16 protein-coding genes are annotated in these 17298 nt (G+C 50.6%); 1 reads left to right on the top strand and 15 read right to left on the bottom strand.

Annotation, left to right across the window (positions count from 1 at the left end; translation table 11 throughout):
• Positions 1-302 precede the first annotated feature (302 nt).
• Positions 303-509: a hypothetical protein gene (locus ACE3MQ_RS10225; RefSeq protein WP_379392523.1), complete on the top strand. Its 207-nt coding sequence runs from the start codon at positions 303-305 to the stop codon at positions 507-509.
• Here the strand turns inward: ACE3MQ_RS10225 and ACE3MQ_RS10220 are convergent.
• The 15 genes from ACE3MQ_RS10220 to ACE3MQ_RS10150 form a co-directional block, all read right to left on the bottom strand.
• Positions 478-1284, bottom strand: a complete 807-nt coding sequence (locus ACE3MQ_RS10220) for an MBL fold metallo-hydrolase (protein ID WP_379392522.1) — start codon at positions 1282-1284, stop codon at positions 478-480. The two genes, ACE3MQ_RS10225 and ACE3MQ_RS10220, sit on opposite strands and share 32 nt — an antisense overlap.
• 8 nt (positions 1285-1292) lie before the next feature.
• Positions 1293-2042 (bottom strand): two-component system regulatory protein YycI, encoded by a 750-nt coding sequence (yycI, locus tag ACE3MQ_RS10215; RefSeq protein WP_379392521.1) that lies wholly within the window; start codon positions 2040-2042, stop codon positions 1293-1295.
• Positions 2043-2098: 56 nt separating this feature from the next.
• Entirely contained in the window at positions 2099-3379 is a 1281-nt protein-coding gene (locus ACE3MQ_RS10210; RefSeq protein WP_379392520.1) for a YycH family regulatory protein, read from the bottom strand.
• Positions 3376-5199 (bottom strand): cell wall metabolism sensor histidine kinase WalK, encoded by a 1824-nt coding sequence (gene walK, locus ACE3MQ_RS10205; protein ID WP_379392519.1) that lies wholly within the window; start codon positions 5197-5199, stop codon positions 3376-3378. The genes ACE3MQ_RS10210 and walK overlap by 4 nt, the downstream gene beginning before the upstream one ends.
• Position 5200: 1 nt before the next feature.
• Positions 5201-5914 (bottom strand): response regulator YycF, encoded by a 714-nt coding sequence (gene yycF / locus ACE3MQ_RS10200; RefSeq protein WP_379392518.1) that lies wholly within the window; start codon positions 5912-5914, stop codon positions 5201-5203.
• Between the two features lie 233 nt (positions 5915-6147).
• On the bottom strand, positions 6148-7695 hold the full coding sequence (locus ACE3MQ_RS10195) for a peptidoglycan DD-metalloendopeptidase family protein (RefSeq protein ID WP_379392517.1): 1548 nt from the start codon (positions 7693-7695) through the stop codon (positions 6148-6150).
• A 239-nt stretch (positions 7696-7934) separates the two neighbouring features.
• On the bottom strand, positions 7935-8717 hold the full coding sequence (locus ACE3MQ_RS10190) for a hypothetical protein (protein WP_379392516.1): 783 nt from the start codon (positions 8715-8717) through the stop codon (positions 7935-7937).
• Positions 8718-8877: 160 nt separating this feature from the next.
• On the bottom strand, positions 8878-10164 hold the full coding sequence (locus ACE3MQ_RS10185) for an adenylosuccinate synthase (RefSeq protein ID WP_379392515.1): 1287 nt from the start codon (positions 10162-10164) through the stop codon (positions 8878-8880).
• A gap of 229 nt (positions 10165-10393) precedes the next feature.
• Positions 10394-11755, bottom strand: a complete 1362-nt coding sequence (gene dnaB / locus ACE3MQ_RS10180; protein ID WP_379392514.1) for a replicative DNA helicase — start codon at positions 11753-11755, stop codon at positions 10394-10396.
• A 1-nt stretch (position 11756) separates the two neighbouring features.
• Positions 11757-12200 carry a 50S ribosomal protein L9 gene (gene rplI, locus ACE3MQ_RS10175; protein ID WP_379392513.1) on the bottom strand — a complete coding sequence of 148 codons (444 nt, stop codon included), beginning with the start codon at positions 12198-12200 and terminating at the stop codon, positions 11757-11759.
• Positions 12197-14185, bottom strand: coding sequence for a DHH family phosphoesterase (locus tag ACE3MQ_RS10170; protein WP_379392512.1), 1989 nt, complete (start codon positions 14183-14185; stop codon positions 12197-12199). Before ACE3MQ_RS10170 ends, rplI begins: the two co-directional genes overlap by 4 nt.
• An 11-nt stretch (positions 14186-14196) precedes the next feature.
• Positions 14197-15123 carry a DUF2232 domain-containing protein gene (locus ACE3MQ_RS10165; RefSeq protein ID WP_379392511.1) on the bottom strand — a complete coding sequence of 309 codons (927 nt, stop codon included), beginning with the start codon at positions 15121-15123 and terminating at the stop codon, positions 14197-14199.
• Between the two features lie 6 nt (positions 15124-15129).
• Positions 15130-15432, bottom strand: coding sequence for a MazG-like family protein (locus ACE3MQ_RS10160; RefSeq protein WP_379392510.1), 303 nt, complete (start codon positions 15430-15432; stop codon positions 15130-15132).
• 93 nt (positions 15433-15525) lie between these two features.
• On the bottom strand, positions 15526-15954 hold the full coding sequence (locus ACE3MQ_RS10155) for a CBS domain-containing protein (RefSeq protein ID WP_379392509.1): 429 nt from the start codon (positions 15952-15954) through the stop codon (positions 15526-15528).
• Positions 15955-16102: 148 nt separating this feature from the next.
• Positions 16103-17149, bottom strand: coding sequence for an LCP family protein (locus tag ACE3MQ_RS10150; RefSeq protein WP_379392508.1), 1047 nt, complete (start codon positions 17147-17149; stop codon positions 16103-16105).
• Positions 17150-17298 lie beyond the last annotated feature (149 nt).

Raw genomic sequence — 17298 nt, 5'->3', positions numbered from 1 at the left:
TCCCGGTAGGCAAAGCCATATGTCCGTACAAACCCCTAACTTCTTGACGAGATGGTTCAGTATGAAGTTGCTGGTTTCCCGTAATTCTTTCTTTTTTTCCAAGCGTCAGGAATGTTTCTGCTCATAAAAGACTACACTAATAAGAAAAACTTCTATCGATATAAATTCTAAGTAGACAGACCGCTTTTAGCAGTAGTTTTTCTTGCGATAGATTCATAGATTTATTTTACCATAAACGGCGCGTTCCTGAAGGTTTTTCCAGCAAGGGAATTACCGGGAATTTTTATTTGAGGAGGATTTTTATGGATTCTTATGCTTCGCCGATGAACGAAGTCAACATTCTTGCCAAACTGGCCGATCTCAAGGAGGATCACTACCAGCAGCTGCTAACGCTTAGCGCTATGATGGAGCTGCTTATTGAGAAGGGTGTCCTCACCCGCGAAGAAATCACGAAGAAAGCCACCGAGCTGGACAACTTTATGGCTCACCCACCCTATCCCACGGGGTAGGACGATCCGCATAAGTTTCGCATAGACGGAACTCGCTGTCCCGATAAAAGCAGCCCCGATCCTCCATCGCGCTGCGAACCGACATTTTTGCCAAATCGAGCATGTTGTGCTCCTTGCTGAGATGAGCCAGATATGTTCGCTTCATGCGGCCGTTGAGCAGCTCGCTAAGCACCTCGCCGGACGCCTCATTGGATAGGTGCCCCATATCGCCAAGAATGCGCCGCTTTATATTCCAGGGATAACGCCCCATGCGCAGCATTTCAATATCATGATTCGCCTCGAGAACGAGCACGTCCGAATCGGCAATGGCTTGCTTCACTTTATCGCTGGCATAGCCTAAATCCGTACAGACGCTGAGCTTCTCCCGGCCGTCGCTGAAGGTATAACCGACCGGCTCCGCCGCATCATGCGAAATGCCGAACGACTCTACCCGCATCGAACCGAAATCACGCGCTTCACCTGTCCCCAGAAGACAGCGGTTCTCCTCGGCAATGCTGCCGATCGATTTCTCCATGGCCTGCCACGTTTTCTCATTGGCGTAGATGGGAAGATTATATTTTCTCGCTATTGGTCCAAGCCCTTTAATATGGTCAGAATGCTCATGCGTCACAAGGATGCCTGTCAGATGCGTCCCGGTCAACCCGCGCTCCAGCAGCAATTCATCTATGCGTCGGGCACTGAACCCCGCGTCAATCATCAGTGTTACCTCTCCGTCCGTCACCACCGTCGCATTCCCGGTAGATCCGCTCGACAGTACCGTAAATTGTAAGCCCATGTTCCCCATTACTCCTTTGATTCCTTCGTGTTTGGACTGATGACGTCCCCGCTAATGCCCTGTACGTAATACTCTTCACCGCTCTCCAGCAAAAAACGCCAAGCCGGCGAGGCTGGAAGGTCGGCGTCCGAATCAAACACCTGTCCGTAATAACCGAGCTCGATGCTTGTTACTACCGCGCCATCAGGCAAAAAGTTCTCAATGAGATTCCCCAAAGCTTTGGACGCGGACAGCACCTGCTGCTCCTTTTCATCCGTTGATTCGTTGATTTCAATGATGTCCTCACGATACGATACAATCTTTTGGTTGCCGTGATACAGCTCCAAGTTGATTTTGAACAGCGGCCATTTCCCGTCCACAAGCGGATGCAGGACAAATACATTCTCTCTCCCGGCCCACTCGTCATAACGGTAATTTCCGATATTTGGCAAACTTGACCGCAGCGCATTGGCCAGCTCCTTCGGTGAAAAGATCAGCCCGCTGTCCACCGGTGCCGGAAGTTCGACCGTTTTGTGGCTCTGCTGCCCGTTCACGAAGCGATAAGATATTTTTCGCAGCTGCGGCGACTCGCTCGGAATTTGCACCAATACCTTGATTCGTTTGCTCTCCATGACTTTTTGAATATTGCTTTCCAGGGAGGTAAGGTCTGGATTGGAGTCTGCCTGCTCCCTCAGATCATTCCAGAGCTGATAACCAAGCACTAAATTCAGCAGCAAAAAAGCGTAAATGAGCACATTTTTAGCTCTGCCCCAATCCATACTCATGACCTCCCTTGGTTATAGTTGTGTTCTGATCAAAGCTCCCTGCACGACACCTATTTCAGCTCATGCACGGCACCGCTGCTCAGCTCGACAATCCAGGTCGGCTTCAGAAGCAGCCCCTCCTGACTAAGAGAAGGGAGATACGCCGGATACAAATTAACGACGCCGGACAGCTGTTCAATTTTATCCCTTAACTCTTTACCGCCGGACAGCTGAACGACCTGCTTCTCCCAGTCTCCCGTTTTTACGTACAGCAAGGATCGCTCATATCCCGTAATCGTACCTTGGCGCATGGCGAGCGAAATGGTTCCATAGCGGAAGGAGCTGAAGTCCATAATCGGAAAAGCTCCAAACTGCCCGTTCCCGAAATATTGGCGAAAAACGACCGTATTCATCTCATCCAAGCCGTCCACCTGCTCCAAGCGATAGCTGCCGTTCCAGCCGCCATGCTGGTTTACGAAGTCGATCGAGGATAACGCGTTGCTCGCCGGACTGTTCTCGCCCGCAGACGGTGCCGCCGGGTCGGTGTAATTAATCCAATTTCCATCCTGCTTCACCTGCAAACTCCGCCTGCTATCCGTATAAATCTCCGAGCCGTCCTTTTCCCGAATAGTTCTCGTAATGCTCGGGTCAAAGAACAAGCTGCCCTGAATTTGCTCGGTCGAGAAAGTGCCCACCTTCAGTACGGTCTGCACCATATCGATAGGCTTCTCCGGAATATAGTAGCCATCCTTGAGCGTATACGGAATCCAGTCCTTGCCGAAATCGACCTGCTGCCTCACGTCCTGTACCGTCAAGTCCGCCTTGGTCGCTTCATATACGACGTCCCCCTGGGAACTGAAAAAGAACACCCTCGCCCGCTCTTCATCTTCCCCATTGTAGATGAACACCCGATTGATGCTCTCTTCCTCAAATAAAGGGTCTGCGGAAATTTGCATCACCTTCTGCAGGAGCGATACGGGTACGCCGCGGTCGAATTGAAGCTCCAAGCCCGCATAACGGCTGCGAATTTCAGACCAGTTCATATTGTCCACGGCATAGCGCTGAAACCCTTCAAACATCCGGCCCTTCAAGCGAGAATAAATCAGATCATAGAACATGGAGTCCGGGTAGAAAACCGTATGCCGGTTGTCCCCCATATGGATGGATACTTGCGCAGGAAAGATCAGCTCCTCAGCCCGCATCTCCGAACCCATATTCTCGGTCTTAATATAATCATTCTCCGTCTTGACCACAGGGTTGCTGCCCGGCAGCCGATAGATCAAGAAATAACTCTGCACCAAACTGCAAACGACAAGAAAAGTGAGCAAGAGCGATTTCACCGTTTCCTTCACTGTCCTTCGCCTCCTTGTTCCTGTGTCGGCAGTGTAAAGGTTACTTTGGTGCCTTCCCCCAGCTCTGAATCCAAAATGATCGTCCCGCCATGGGCTTTCACAATTTCCCGGGCAATGGACAGACCGAGACCCGTTCCCCCCATATTGCGGGCCCGAGCCTTGTCCACCCGATAGAACCGTTCAAAAATACGCTCCAAATCGCGCTTCGGAATGCCGATTCCATTATCCTTAACAGAAATGGCTATCATTCCATCGTCAATCCTGCGGGCCTCAAACGCAATCTTTCCGCCTTCCGGCGTGTACTTCATCGCATTGGAAATCAAGTTGTCCAGCACCTGGTCGATCTGATCCCGATCCATCCAAGCGGTATCGACGCCTTCCTCGATAAAGATCTCAGGAAGGATTTCCTTCTCCTGCATCTGGAAGGAAAAGCGGTCTACGACCTCCTCCAGCATTTCAAGCACCCCTGTAGACTGCTTCCGCAGCAAAGCCTCCTTTGAATCAAGACGAGACAAATGAAGCAAATCGGTAACCAGGCGGATCATCCGCTCGGTCTGATTCTGAATCACGGAAGCAAACCGAGGCCCGAGCTCCGGATCCTGCAGCGCACCGTCCTCCAGCGCCTCTGTATAGCTTTTGATCGTTGTCAGCGGCGTCCGCAGCTCATGAGATACGTTCGCCACGAACTCTCTGCGCGAAGCCTCCAGCTTCTCCTGCTCCGTTACGTCCTGCAGCACCGCGATCGTACCGCTCACTCCGAACTCCCGTCGGTGAATCGGCGTAAACGTCACGCGAATAAGGAACGTATCCCCTTCCGGAGAATCAATTTCCAGAATGGCGGAATGCATCGTTCCCCGTTCCAGTACGGCCCGCTCCTCGAGCGGCAAATGCAGCAGCGTCATAATATCCATGCCGCTGACCGCCTGCTCCTGAACCCGCAGCATCTCACTTGCCCGGCGATTCATCAGGATGACCTGGCGTTTCTCATCCGCTGCGATCACGCCATCACTCATATTGGTCAGAATCGAAGCAAGCTTCTCCTTCTCTTCCTCGTTCTGAGCCAGCGCGTCCTGCAGCCGGCTCGTCATATAGTTGAACGCCTTGCTCAATTGACCGATCTCATCGTTCCCTAACACCGGCATCTTTTGGTGAAACTGTCCTTCCGCCACCGCGGTCGCCCGCCGGGTCAGCTCTTTGATAGGCGATGTGATCGTATGAGCGAGTATCACACCCAGCACTGCAGTCAGTGCCAGAGCCAGCAGTAAGCCGGAGATGAATATGCTATTGATCCGCTCCATCGTGTTATAAAGATCCGTCATGGATGCGGCGATATAAATGGCGCCAACCGTTTTTCCGTCTCTTACGACCGGCTTGGCTACCACTTTTTTGCGCACATTGTCTTCATCGATCATATATTCTTCATTATCGCGTATACCCTGCAGTGCCCGGCTGACTACGGTCTGCGTATTCTTCGTGCCCACATAATCCGCATGCGACGGCTTGGAGGTCGTCAGAACCCGGCCGCTCGAATCCAGCACCTGGATCTCAGCGCCGTTAATATTGAATAAATTGTTGACAAGAACGCTTAAATTATCTAGCGATGCATCTGCCGATTCTCCAGTGACCCCTAAGTTTTGCGCAGCCAGTACCGAAAGCAATGCTGCCCGCTCCTGCAGTTCCTTCGTAAAATTGCTGGTAAGCGAGGTTTTCATCGCGCTCACGAAATAGACCCCGATCAATTGCATAGCGATCAGGATCAAAAGCACGTAAATGATGATCAGCTTAGCCTGGATCGTACGGAAGAAGGAGGGCAGATTCATCCTAGAATCCACCCGCCTTGGAGCTGCGCATCATATAACCGAGTCCGCGCCGGGTCAAAATGTACTCCGGCTTGCTCGGATCACTCTCAATCTTCTCCCGCAGCCGGCGAATCGTTACATCCACCGTGCGCACATCTCCAAAATAGTCATACCCCCACACCGCTTGCAGCAAATGCTCTCGGGTCATGACCTTTCCGGCGTTCTTCACTAGATAATGAACCAGCTCAAACTCCCGGTGAGTCAAATCCAGCGGTTCACCGTTCTTGTACACCGTATACATGTCTGTATCAATAAACAGCTCAAACAAGCTGATTCCTTGCTTGCCTTCGGTGCTTTCCAGCTGAGCCGGCTTCTGCTGCCGCCGCATTTGCGCTTTCACCCGGGCAAGAAGCTCGCGTGCGCTAAACGGTTTTGTGACATAATCATCGGCCCCGAGCTCCAGCCCAAGCACCTTATCGATCTCGCCGTCCTTGGCGGTCAGCATAATAATCGGCGTCTGCAGCTTGGCACGCACCTCTCTGCACACATCCATGCCATCCTTGCCCGGCAGCATCAGATCCAGCAAAATGAGATCGGGCTGTTCGTTGAACGCCAGCTCTACGGCCTCGATTCCATCGAAAGCGAGGATGACCTCATATCCTTCTTTTTCTAAATTAAATTTCAAAATATCAGCAATCGGACGCTCATCGTCCACGACTAAAATTTTACCCTGCATCTTGCGATTCACCCCAAACTCTCAGGCCTTGGCCACTCTTCCTCTATCTTACCATACCTGACCCCGCCCTTCATAAAAATGCGGCATAAAAAGTCATGGTTATGACCTATTCAGGACTTTAAACCTACTGGTTGCGGCTTCCTCTAAATCGACTTGCAGACACAATAAGAACCTGACCGAAATAAGGCCAGGTTCTTTTCGCTTTTTTGGATACTATTATCCGCTTATCTATTTTATAAATATTTCATCGGGTTTTGCACACTGCCATTTTTATGAATTTCAAAATGCAAATGCGTTCCCGTAGAACGTCCCGTGCTGCCCATGACTCCGATTTTCGTGCCTTTCTCGACGACGTCGCCCTTTTCCACGCTGATCTTGCTCAAGTGCCCGTACAGCGTCTCAAATCCGTTATTATGATTGATAATGATAACATTGCCATATCCCGATTTGGTACCCGCGAAGCTAACGACTCCTTCATCAGCCGCCAGAATGTTCCGGTTCGAGGAGACAAGATCGATTCCTTTATGGGTTCGGCCCCAACGCTTACCGTAGCTGCTCGTCATCCGTGCGCCGGATACCGGCCATGCGAATTGTCCGCTTCCCTCGCCGATCACCTTCGTGCCTTTCATGATGATTCGCGGGGATGAAGCCTTGAGCACCTCTTGACCAAGCCATTCCTCGGAGACCACCTCGCCGTTTTCCTTCGTCAGCCGATATTCCATCACTTTAAGACCGCTTTGCCCTTCAGCCACAACCTTCGACTTGCCTGCCTGCATGTCGGCGTTTTTCTGAATAATGACTTCCGGTTCGGTTACAATCTCCTCGGACATCAGCTCAACCGTCTTCACCGTTAGCGCGGGCTTCAATGCCTTCACATTCAGCTCGGTTCCGATTTGCATCGTTTTCTCCTGAACGCCGGGATTGTTTGCGAACAACTCCTTCTGGGTTACCCCGAATCGTTTGGCTATCGAGGAAATTGTGTCTCCCTCGCGTACCGTATAGGTGATCGCCGCCTCGCTGCCTTGTACAATGCTCTGCAGTGCCTCCTCGGCACCCAGCACCTTATTCGGGTCGGTCTTCACGGCGACCTGTGTTACATCCTCTACAATTTCGGCGGATTCAATCTTCACGCCGCTCTCTGTCGACTTCGCCGTCTTATTCGGATTGCTGCTTAGCAATTTAATTTTAGGCGCATTGCCCTTGGTTGAAGTGTCCGGTATGTATTTCCCCTTCACTTGCTCCAAAATTGCATTCGCTGTAGCCTGATCCTTCACGATCGCAATCGTCTTCCCATCGACCTTCAGTTCCACGCCCCGGGAATAACCGGTCAGTCTGCCATCGAGCTCGGCAAGCGTTGCCTCCGTATCGATCTTGGCTTTATAATTTTTCGCCTCGACTGTCGTAATGCCTTTCGTGTTCACTACCATATCGGCCTGCGGGTACTTCTCCGCATATTCCTGCTCCTTACGCTCGTAAAGCGCCAGCAGCTGTTCCTCATTCTCGATCGTTCCGATCTCTTCACCATTGATCATAACGCGGTAATAGGTAACCGTGTGCGCTTGCACATATTGAAATCCCGCTAGAAGCATGCCTACCGTAAGTACGGCAGCTATAGCTCCGATCTTGACTCTGCGTGATCTCGTTTGCTGTTCTATATTTACGCTATCTATTTGGTCTTGCTCATTTATCGCTAGATTGTGGTCCGGTCGGATGTTCTTTCCGTCAGCCTGGAGCCATTTCGTAAGCCAACCGAGACCGAGCTTTCCCCTGAAACCTTTCATGGTAATCTCCTTTTCTAGTTGACACTATTCGACAGTAAATAGTTTCAAAATTTTAACCTTTTATCACTATGGTCTACTTTAGCATACGACCAACTAGAATTTCAACTATGTTCACAAATGCCGAAAACCCGCTCCAGGAGCGGGTTTAAAGGTTTTTTACTGGATTAACCAGCAAGTATTTTATTTACAATCCTGTGAATGGAACCGCTAACATAGTGATAGGGTCGTGCTATTTCTACTTATTTTTTGAGCATATCCATCACCTTTGCATACTGTTCTTTATCTAAATGCTTAGATAGAACTTGCTGAATCTCTATCATTTCTGATTCAGTCAATCCACCTTCCATGGCCTCCGTCATTTTTCGCATATCCTCCTCCGGAAGCTTGGACATCAATATGTTGAATATTTCCTCCTTCTGCTGATCAGGAAGCTCATCTTTCTTCGCAAGCAAATCATCCGGCGTAATGACGACCAATTGATCCTGGTCGCTGCCGAGATTTCCCTGTTGCTGCGATTGCTGAGATTGTTGGGATTGGCCTGACATTCCGCCCATGACCGGGAGTGCATCCTCTGGAATGTCCTCTCCCGTATTCATCTCGTCGTGATTAGGATTGCTAGACCCGCTGCCATTATTGTTGGCTTTTCCATTTTCATTTGGGTTTTCATCCGCATTTTCATTTATATTTTCATCGGTCTTGTCATTTCTATTCACATCCGCGTTGGCTTTAGCGCTCTCATTTCCGATATCTGAGCTATTGCTGTTCGTGCCCCTGCTATCCGCGCCCTTGCTGTTAGCACTCTTGCTCCCAACATTTTTATTGGCGGCTCCCTTCTCCCCAAAGCCCAGCATGCCCTTCATCATACTCCCGAGGCTCAACGATTGCACTTCGAGAGGGATGTTATAACTGCCCAGCAGCGATTGGACATACCAATTCACTACATATCCTGTCGTTGCGACGGTTAACATACTCACTATAACAACAGTAATAGATAACTTCACAACCCAAGCGACCCACTTCATCTCTATCCCTCCTTCTGCATTCCTACCAACCAGTATGGACGATAGAACGGCAATTCAACCTCTCGAAAGGGGAAAAGAACACAAAAAAACCGCTTGGAGCAGCAGCCTCCAAACGGCAAATTTCATGACGCTTTACGTATTAATGATATAGCACGCTGTCTTATTCGTAAATAGGCAATACTTGATTCGTCTGATCACGGTTCCGGCCTACCGAGAAGATCGCAATCGGAATGCCTGTCAGCTCAGATACGCGCTGTACATAGTTCCGCGTCGTTTCCGGCAGATCGGCCAGCGTCTTCGCCCCCGTAATGTCCTCAGACCAGCCTGGCAGCTCTTCATAAATCGCTTCGCATTCCGCAAGCATTTTAAGACTGGCCGGATAGTGGCTGATGACTTCTCCGCGGTATTTATAGCCGGTGCAGATTTTGACCGTTTCCAGCCCTGTCAGCACGTCCAGCGAATTCAGTGACAATCCGGTCAGGCCGCTCACCCGGCGGGCATGGCGGACAACGACACTGTCAAACCAGCCGACGCGGCGGGGGCGCCCCGTAACAGTACCGTATTCGTGGCCTGCTTCGCGGATCGCATCGCCCAGGGCATCGTTCAGCTCCGTTGGAAACGGGCCGTCACCCACGCGCGTCGTGTAGGCCTTTGCCACACCGATCACTTGATCAATCTTCGATGGACCAACGCCGGAGCCGATGCAGACTCCTCCTGCAGACGGATTGGAGGAAGTGACGAACGGATATGTCCCTTGGTCGATATCCAGCATAACGCCTTGCGCACCCTCGAACAGCACTTTTTTCTGCGCATCAATGGCATCATTGAGAATGACCGAGGTATCTCGCACGTATGGACGCACAACCTCCGCATACTCCAGGTACTGCTTCAGCACTTCTTCGACATCTAACGGCTCAGATCCATAAACCTGCTCAATGATATGATTCTTCTCCTTCATCAGATGGCGAAGCTTCAACTCGAACTCTTCGGGATCGAGCAGATCGGCAATACGAATGCCGTTGCGCGCCGCTTTATCCATATAAGCCGGCCCGATTCCTTTACGGGTCGTCCCGATCTTATTCGGCCCCTTGCGGTCTTCCTCCAGCGCATCCAACACCATATGATAAGGCATAATGACATGGGCCCGATCACTGATGACCAGATTGTTCGTCGAGAATTTATGGTCATGAATATAATTAATTTCTTCGATAAGAGCTGCCGGATTGACGACCATCCCGTTACCGATGACGCACACTTTATCTTCATAAAAAACGCCCGATGGAATTAAACTCAGCTTGTACTTCTTCCCGTCAATAAGTATGGTGTGACCGGCATTGTTACCGCCTTGATAACGCGCCACCACATCTGCGCTTTCAGCCAGATAATCCGTGATTTTGCCCTTACCTTCGTCTCCCCATTGCGTTCCCACAACCACTACTGTTGACATGTACATTCCTCCGTCGGTGCACAGGGCACCCAAATTTGCCTTGCGTGGATTTTCGTACTTTAGATTCGGTTGTTCTTCTCTGCTCTAAAAAAGAGCAATCTCAGTGTAACAGGAGCTTTTTTCAAAGTCAAATTAAAAAGCGAACAATCACGCATAGAAATACGTGATTGTTCGGAATTGAAGTGAAAAACTATTAATTATTAGGAGTTCAGCTTATTCAATCTATAATTTACCCCGCAAACGCATCACTATGCGCACGTTCGTAATTGGCGAACTTATTGAAGTTCTTCAGGAACACCAGCTCGACTGTGCCTACCGGACCATTACGCTGCTTAGCGATAATAATCTCGATAATGTTCTTCTTCTCCGTCTCCTGATTATAGTAGTCATCACGGTATAAGAACGCGACGATATCCGCATCCTGCTCAATCGAACCGGACTCCCGCAGATCGGACATCATCGGACGTTTGTCCTGCCGCTGCTCTACGCCCCGGCTAAGCTGGGACAAGGCGATGACAGGCACTTCCAGCTCACGGGCGATTTGCTTCAGGGTACGGGAAATTTCCGAAACTTCCTGCTGCCGGTTCTCGCCCGCCTTGCCGCGCCCATGAATAAGCTGCAAATAATCGATGACGATCATGCCAAGTCCCCTTTCCTTCTTGAGACGGCGGCATTTGGCGCGAATATCGGCTACCGTTACCCCGGGCGTATCATCGATATATATTTCCGACTCCGACAAAGCGGCGATCCCCATCGTCAGCTTGGACCAGTCATCATCATTCTTAAAGTCCCCCGTACGCATTACCCCCGCATCGAGGTTCGCCTCGGCGCAAATCATCCGCTGAACGAGCTGAGCCGCCGACATCTCCAGACTGAAGATAGCGACGGTCTCTTTGGCCCGAACGGCCACGTTCTGGGCAATGTTCAGAGCAAACGCCGTCTTACCGACTGACGGCCGGGCCGCCACGATGATCAGGTCGTTACGCTGGAATCCCGACGTCATTCTGTCCAAATCGACAAAGCCCGAAGGAATTCCCGTGGTATTGCCCCGATTTTGATGCAGTTCCTCCACCTTTTCGAACACTTCCATCAGGACATCGCGAATCGCGATAAATCCGCTGCCGGAACGGCTATTGGAAATTTCAAGGATTTTCCGTTCTGCATCGCTCAGCATGCCGGATACATCCTCGCCGCCCGAATAGCCCTCACTGACGATTTGCGTGGCCGTCCGGATCAATCGGCGAAGCATAGACTTCTCTTCGATGATTCGGGCGTAGTAATCGACGTTGGCCGCTGTAGGCACTGCATTTGCCAGCTTAGCCAAATAACTGACACCGCCGATATCCTCCAGCTGTGCGCGATCCTGAAGCTTCGAGGTTAGCGTAATCAGGTCGATCGGCTGGCTTTCTTCCCCAAGCTGAACCATGGCATCATAGATCAATTGGTGGGGAGGATCATAGAAATCCTCCGTCCGCACCCGCTCCATGGCCGTAATCAGCGCTTCGGATTGCAGCAATATGGCCCCAAGCACTGCCTGCTCCGCTTCAAGGTTCTGCGGAGGGATTCGGTCGAAGAATTGATCTCCAGCCATTTTATTCCTCCGTTACTTGAACCTTGAACGTTGATTTCACATCAGGGTGAAGCTTCACAGGCACCTGAGTTACGCCAAGCGTCCGAATCGGTTCGGCCAGCTCGATTTTGCGGCGATCGATCTTCACGCCCGCTTTAGCCAAAGCTTCAGCGATTTGCTTATTGGTGATTGCACCAAACAGGCGGCCGCCTTCTCCCGCTTTGGCCTGTACCGTTACCGTCATTTCCTCCAGCTTCTTGCCCAGCTGAGCCGCTTCTTCCTTCTCCTGGGCCTTGCGCTTTTGCTCTGCCGCGTTCTGCACTTCCAGCGTCTTGACGTTGCCCTCGGTCGCCGGACGAACCAGCCCCCGCGGCAGCAGGAAGTTCTGTGCATACCCTTCGGATACGTTCTTGATTTCCCCTTTTTTTCCTTGACCTTTTACATCTTTCAAGAAAATGACCTTCATTCGAATAACCCCTCTTCCTTTTCTATTTCATCCAGTACTTCGAGCAGCCTTCTCTCCGCCTCAGCCTGGGTTCCTTCCAATTGCACAGCGGCGTTCGTTAAGTGCCCGCCGCCGCCAAGCCGCTCCATAACGATCTGCACGTTCATGTTGCCAAGCGATCGGGCGCTGATTCCAATCAAGCCGTCGGGCCGCTCGCTGATGACGAACGAAGCCAGCACATTCGTCATATTGAGCAGGGTATCCGCCACTTGAGCGATCAGCAGCTGTGGAATTTTACGGTTAGGCTCCGTTACCGCAAGCGCGATATGATTATAAATCATGCGTGCATGTTTAATAATATCGGCTTTTGCGATATATTCCTGCAGGTCTTCCTTCAGAACTCGCTGTACCATCACGGAGTCCGCGCCGACCCGCCGCAGAAATGCCGCGGCCTCAAATGTCCGCGACCCCGTATGAAGTGCAAAATGCTTCGTATCTACCGTAATCCCCGCAAGCAAGGTAGTAGCTTCCAGCGAGCTGAGCTCGACCTTCTCATGGATATACTGAAGCAGCTCGGTAACAAGCTCGCAAGCCGAGGACGCGTAAGGCTCCAAATAAACGAGCACCGCATCATTGATAAATTCCTCGCCCCGCCGGTGATGATCAACGACCACCACCCGGCTGGCCTCTTCGACCAGTCTGGGCTCCATCGTCATCGACGCCTTATGCGTATCGACAACGACCAATAGCGTATGCTCGGTCATGATATCCAGCGCATGCTCCGACGTAATGAACCGGCGTCGCAGAGATTCATCCTTCTCGATGCGTTCCATCAGGCGATCGATGCCCGGGTTCTTGTCATCGAGCACGATATGCGCCTCGACTCCATACATATCGGCCGCCTTCAGCACGCCGATGGACGCCCCGATGACGTCCAGATCCGGCATGCGGTGACCCATAATAATAACCTTGTCGCTCTCCTGCATCAAATCGCGCAGGGCATGAGCGATAACGCGTGCCCGGACACGCGTCCGCTTCTCTATGGCGCCAGATTTGCCGCCATAGAAGGACAGCCGCTGACCGGCCTTCACGGCGGCCTGGTCCCCCCCGCGCCCGAGCGCCATATCCAGACTCGACTGGGCGAGTTCGCCCAGCTCGCTGTAGCGCTCGGTGCCAAAGGCGAGGCCGATGCTCAGCGTCATCGGCACCTTCTGGTCCGCGGTCATTTCGCGAACCTCGTCCAGAATGACGAACCGGCTCTGCTCCAGCTCGTTCAGCGATTTTTGATTCAGCATCATCAAATAACGCTCGGAGGACAATCTTCGCAGATAAACTCTGTACTGCTTCGCCCATTCGGTTAGAGCCGTCGCCACGCGCGCAATAATTGCGGTACGCTGCTGGTCGTCCATTCCCTGAGTAGCCTCGTCCAGGTTGTCGAGCATCACGATACCTAGCGCCGCCTTCTCGTCCTCATAGCGATCGCGTAGAACGGCAAGCTCGGTGACGTCGTGAACGTAAATCAGGCGCTCATCATGCAGCACCGTCAATTCGTAATGGCGATCTGCTACGACCGCCTCGACCGTAGTTATTGGATTTGCAGCAGCATCCTTCTTATCCCGTAGGGGATGCGAAGGCAATGTCGGAAGGAGCTCGGAAAGCGGCTGTCCCACAACCGAGTCCAGACCATACATTTTGTTCACAAATTTATTGTGCCACTCTACCGTTCGTTCCTCGCTATAAAGCAGGATGCCGAACGGCAGCCTGCTCACTGCCTCGCCTTCCACCCGTTTAATCCGGTAAGTCAGATCAGTCACATAGCGAACGAGCTCCTTGCGAAAGCGCCGTTCTGCCTGCAGCATTATAAAAGACAAGCCGCAGACCAAACATAAACTGATCAAGCCCAGGATCCAATTGTAATACGAGATGAATATAACGAGCAGAAGCTGCAGCGCGAACACCCATACGGTCTGGTAGCCGTGCCAACGTTTTTGAAGTAAATTAGGCATGATTTCTCACCCTATCGTCTTGATCTCGTAATCATCTCACGCAGCGGAGCAGCGATATCCAGAATTCCGGCAATTTTCAGAGGCGGAATAAACAGCATCGCTATAATTAACAAAATCGGAATTGCCGGGTTCCACTTCTTATGATAGGCCAAAAAGAAGAAAAAGCTGGCGGCCTGAATCATAAACAAGAAGTTCAGCATAGGCGACAAATTGAGCAGAATCGTGCCGATGAAGCCCTCCATAAGCGCAGCGCTGCCGAATAACATCAGCAATACCGTAGCCAGGTAATACCAAATCAATGATCTTGGCAATCTCCAATCCCGCAGCGGCGGGAAGCTAGGCACGGCGTGCCCCAGGCTGTTCAAAGTCGGCCGAGCAATCATGTGAGTAACTGCAGCAAGCAGAAGCGAACATACAATCATCGTGAATGGCGTCATTCTAGCCGCCAAGCTGGATAGCTGCTGCGCAACCTCCGGAGACCATACCAATTCAGTAGCGACGAGTTCGCTATCCGCCATATTCTGCATAAAGGCTGTCATCATATTTAGCGTATCTTCGATGGATGACGCCAGATTGAAGTCAAAAATGACGGTTATGGCTAGAAACGCCAGCAAGAACTCCGCCAGAAGCGTTCCCGTTCCCATAGCGACAACCTTGAGCGCTGATGCCTTCTTCTTGTACAGGTGTCCCATGACGACGACCGGAATCATAAAGAAAACGGCCACGAGAATAATCATGGGATTAGACAGCAGAAGAGATGCCGCTGCCCACACGACCGCGGTATGGATTAAGAATGCTCTCAGCGATAGTGTTGTGTAGAGGATTACGCCGGGCAATAACATGACAAAAATGGTGATAAAAGAAAAAGGTGTAGCAAACGACAGCAGGAGCAGCAGATAAACTACGCTCCATGCAATCGAGGTCCAGCGTAAATTCAAATGGGTTCACCTCTTACGCATATGTTCTTCCAATGTAGAAATATCCTGATACCAGTCTTCCAGTTGATGCCCTTCCTTTTGGTGCTTCTTCAACTTTTCCAGAATATGAGCGTCCATATCCTTATAGGATATGCCAAGCCTGCGTCCTAATATGTAACAACTGACGATCAGACTGGCAAGACTATCACTTACCCGTGTCGTGCTGCCTTCCCACAATGCCTTGAATAAACGGGATACGTGATCGACTACTTCCGTTTTGAGCCATTCAATCACTTTGGCGCGTTTGGCCACATCCATTTCTTTCTGCATGGCGGACAGCTTCCACCCTCCCTGAAAAAGCATTATTCTTCATTATAGCATAAAGCAAATCCTTCCCACGAAGCAAACCTGACGTGCTATGTGCTAATTTTTGGGAACGGATACATCCCGCGTTACAAAACGCTCACAGTACTCAATAATTTGGCTGCGGCGAACGATGCCGATGAATCGCCCCATATCGTCAACCACAGGCACGAAGTTCTGTACCTTGGCGAGATTAATCAAGCCTTCCATATCCGCGTCGATCGATACCGGTTTAATGTTCATCTTTAGCGGAACGTCCTTAAGCAGAAATTTAGAAGCGTTCTCAAAAGTAACCTTTCCACCGGAATTCTTCATATACCACAAGAGGTCTCCCTCTGTAACAGTACCGACGTAAACCCCGTCTTTGCCGATAATCGGCACGGCCGTAAATCTGTGATACTCCATCCTCTCCAAAGTCTGTCTCAATGTAGAATCGAGCGTTACGGCAACGACGTCATTTTTCGGTAGCAAAAAAAACGCGATATTCATAGATAAAAGTCCTCCTCTACCCTTTTCAGACTCACCTATTTATTACGTTTCAAAACAGGTTCTGTTCCATGATAGGTGCGAAATCGGCAGCCGGAATACCGGACTGCCGAATCAAGTTACAATTTGGACATAAATAAATCATTGATCATTATGGCTGCTCGCTATTTTGCGCCTCTTGGTCCGCTTGTGCTTCAGGACTCAGCAAATCCTCTGTCTTCGTATTCGGATCGGTCCAGTTCTCGATCAACTGTCCCGCATAGGTCACGTCTTCCTCATTGGCCTGGATATAGTAGATGCCGTTTTTGCGTATGCCTTCGCCCATAATAGTATATCCGTTGATTTGGGGCGATTGATTGGTTAACAGCTGCTTGGAAAGATCTATAATAAAGCTAGGCGTCATATCCGTCTTGAAATTCTCTCCCAGCATATCCATCAGCTCTGGAATTTTGCCGATTTGATCCAGCTTCAGCATACGCTCTACCATGGCATTCAGAAAGATCTGATGCCGCTTCGTTCGATTGAAATCGCTATCTTCCCGGTATCTTACAAAATTAAGCGCTTCCTGCCCATCATACAACGGCTTGCCTGCTTTAATCGTAAACTTCTCATGATCCTTGTGTTTATTTACGATATCTTTATCGATAGGCAGCTCAATCCCGCCCAGCTCATCCACCACGTTCCGCAAGCCTTCAAAATTAATAGCTGCATAATAGTCCGCGGGGTAACCGAGGAAATTCGCTACCGTATCCTTGGACATCTTGGCTCCGCCGAAGGCATAAGCATGATTGATTTTGTCATTCTTGTCTCGGCCGACAAGCTCCGTATACGTATCGCGTGGAATCGAGATCAGCAGTACCTTGGAGTCCTCTGGGCGCACAACGGCGTAAATTAACGTATCTGAACGTGCAGGCTCGTTATCCCGCTGGTCGATCCCTAGCAGCAAGGCGGTAAATGGCTCTGCCTGCTTGGCGGCAACGGGTTTAGGCTTCTCTCCCTCTATCGGAGAATACGATTTCTCCAGCTTCTCCTCGACCTGCCCCGAAAGGAACAAATCAAATGCCATCAACGCCAACGGCTTGCGGAATGTATATGCGCCAGCCCCGACAATAAGCAGAACCAGCAATGTAATGAGCAGGCCTTTAAGTCTGCTGCGCTTCTTCGTTATATTCTTTTCCTTATTTCTTCGTTCTAACATCATATGCCTCCCATGGTTTGTACTATACGGCTTCTCCTCACAGCATTTTCCGTTTTACGGTATACAGCCGCAATACCAGGTGTCTTCAATTAATTGTAAACCGTAGTCCTCGGCAAAAAACTACAAAATAGTAATTTAACCGAAAGAAT

Origin of the sequence: Paenibacillus lentus (assembly GCF_042714055.1) — a bacterium.
GTDB classification, from domain to species: domain Bacteria; phylum Bacillota; class Bacilli; order Paenibacillales; family Paenibacillaceae; genus Fontibacillus; species Fontibacillus lentus_A.
This window is presented reverse-complemented; position numbering and strand designations above follow the sequence as displayed.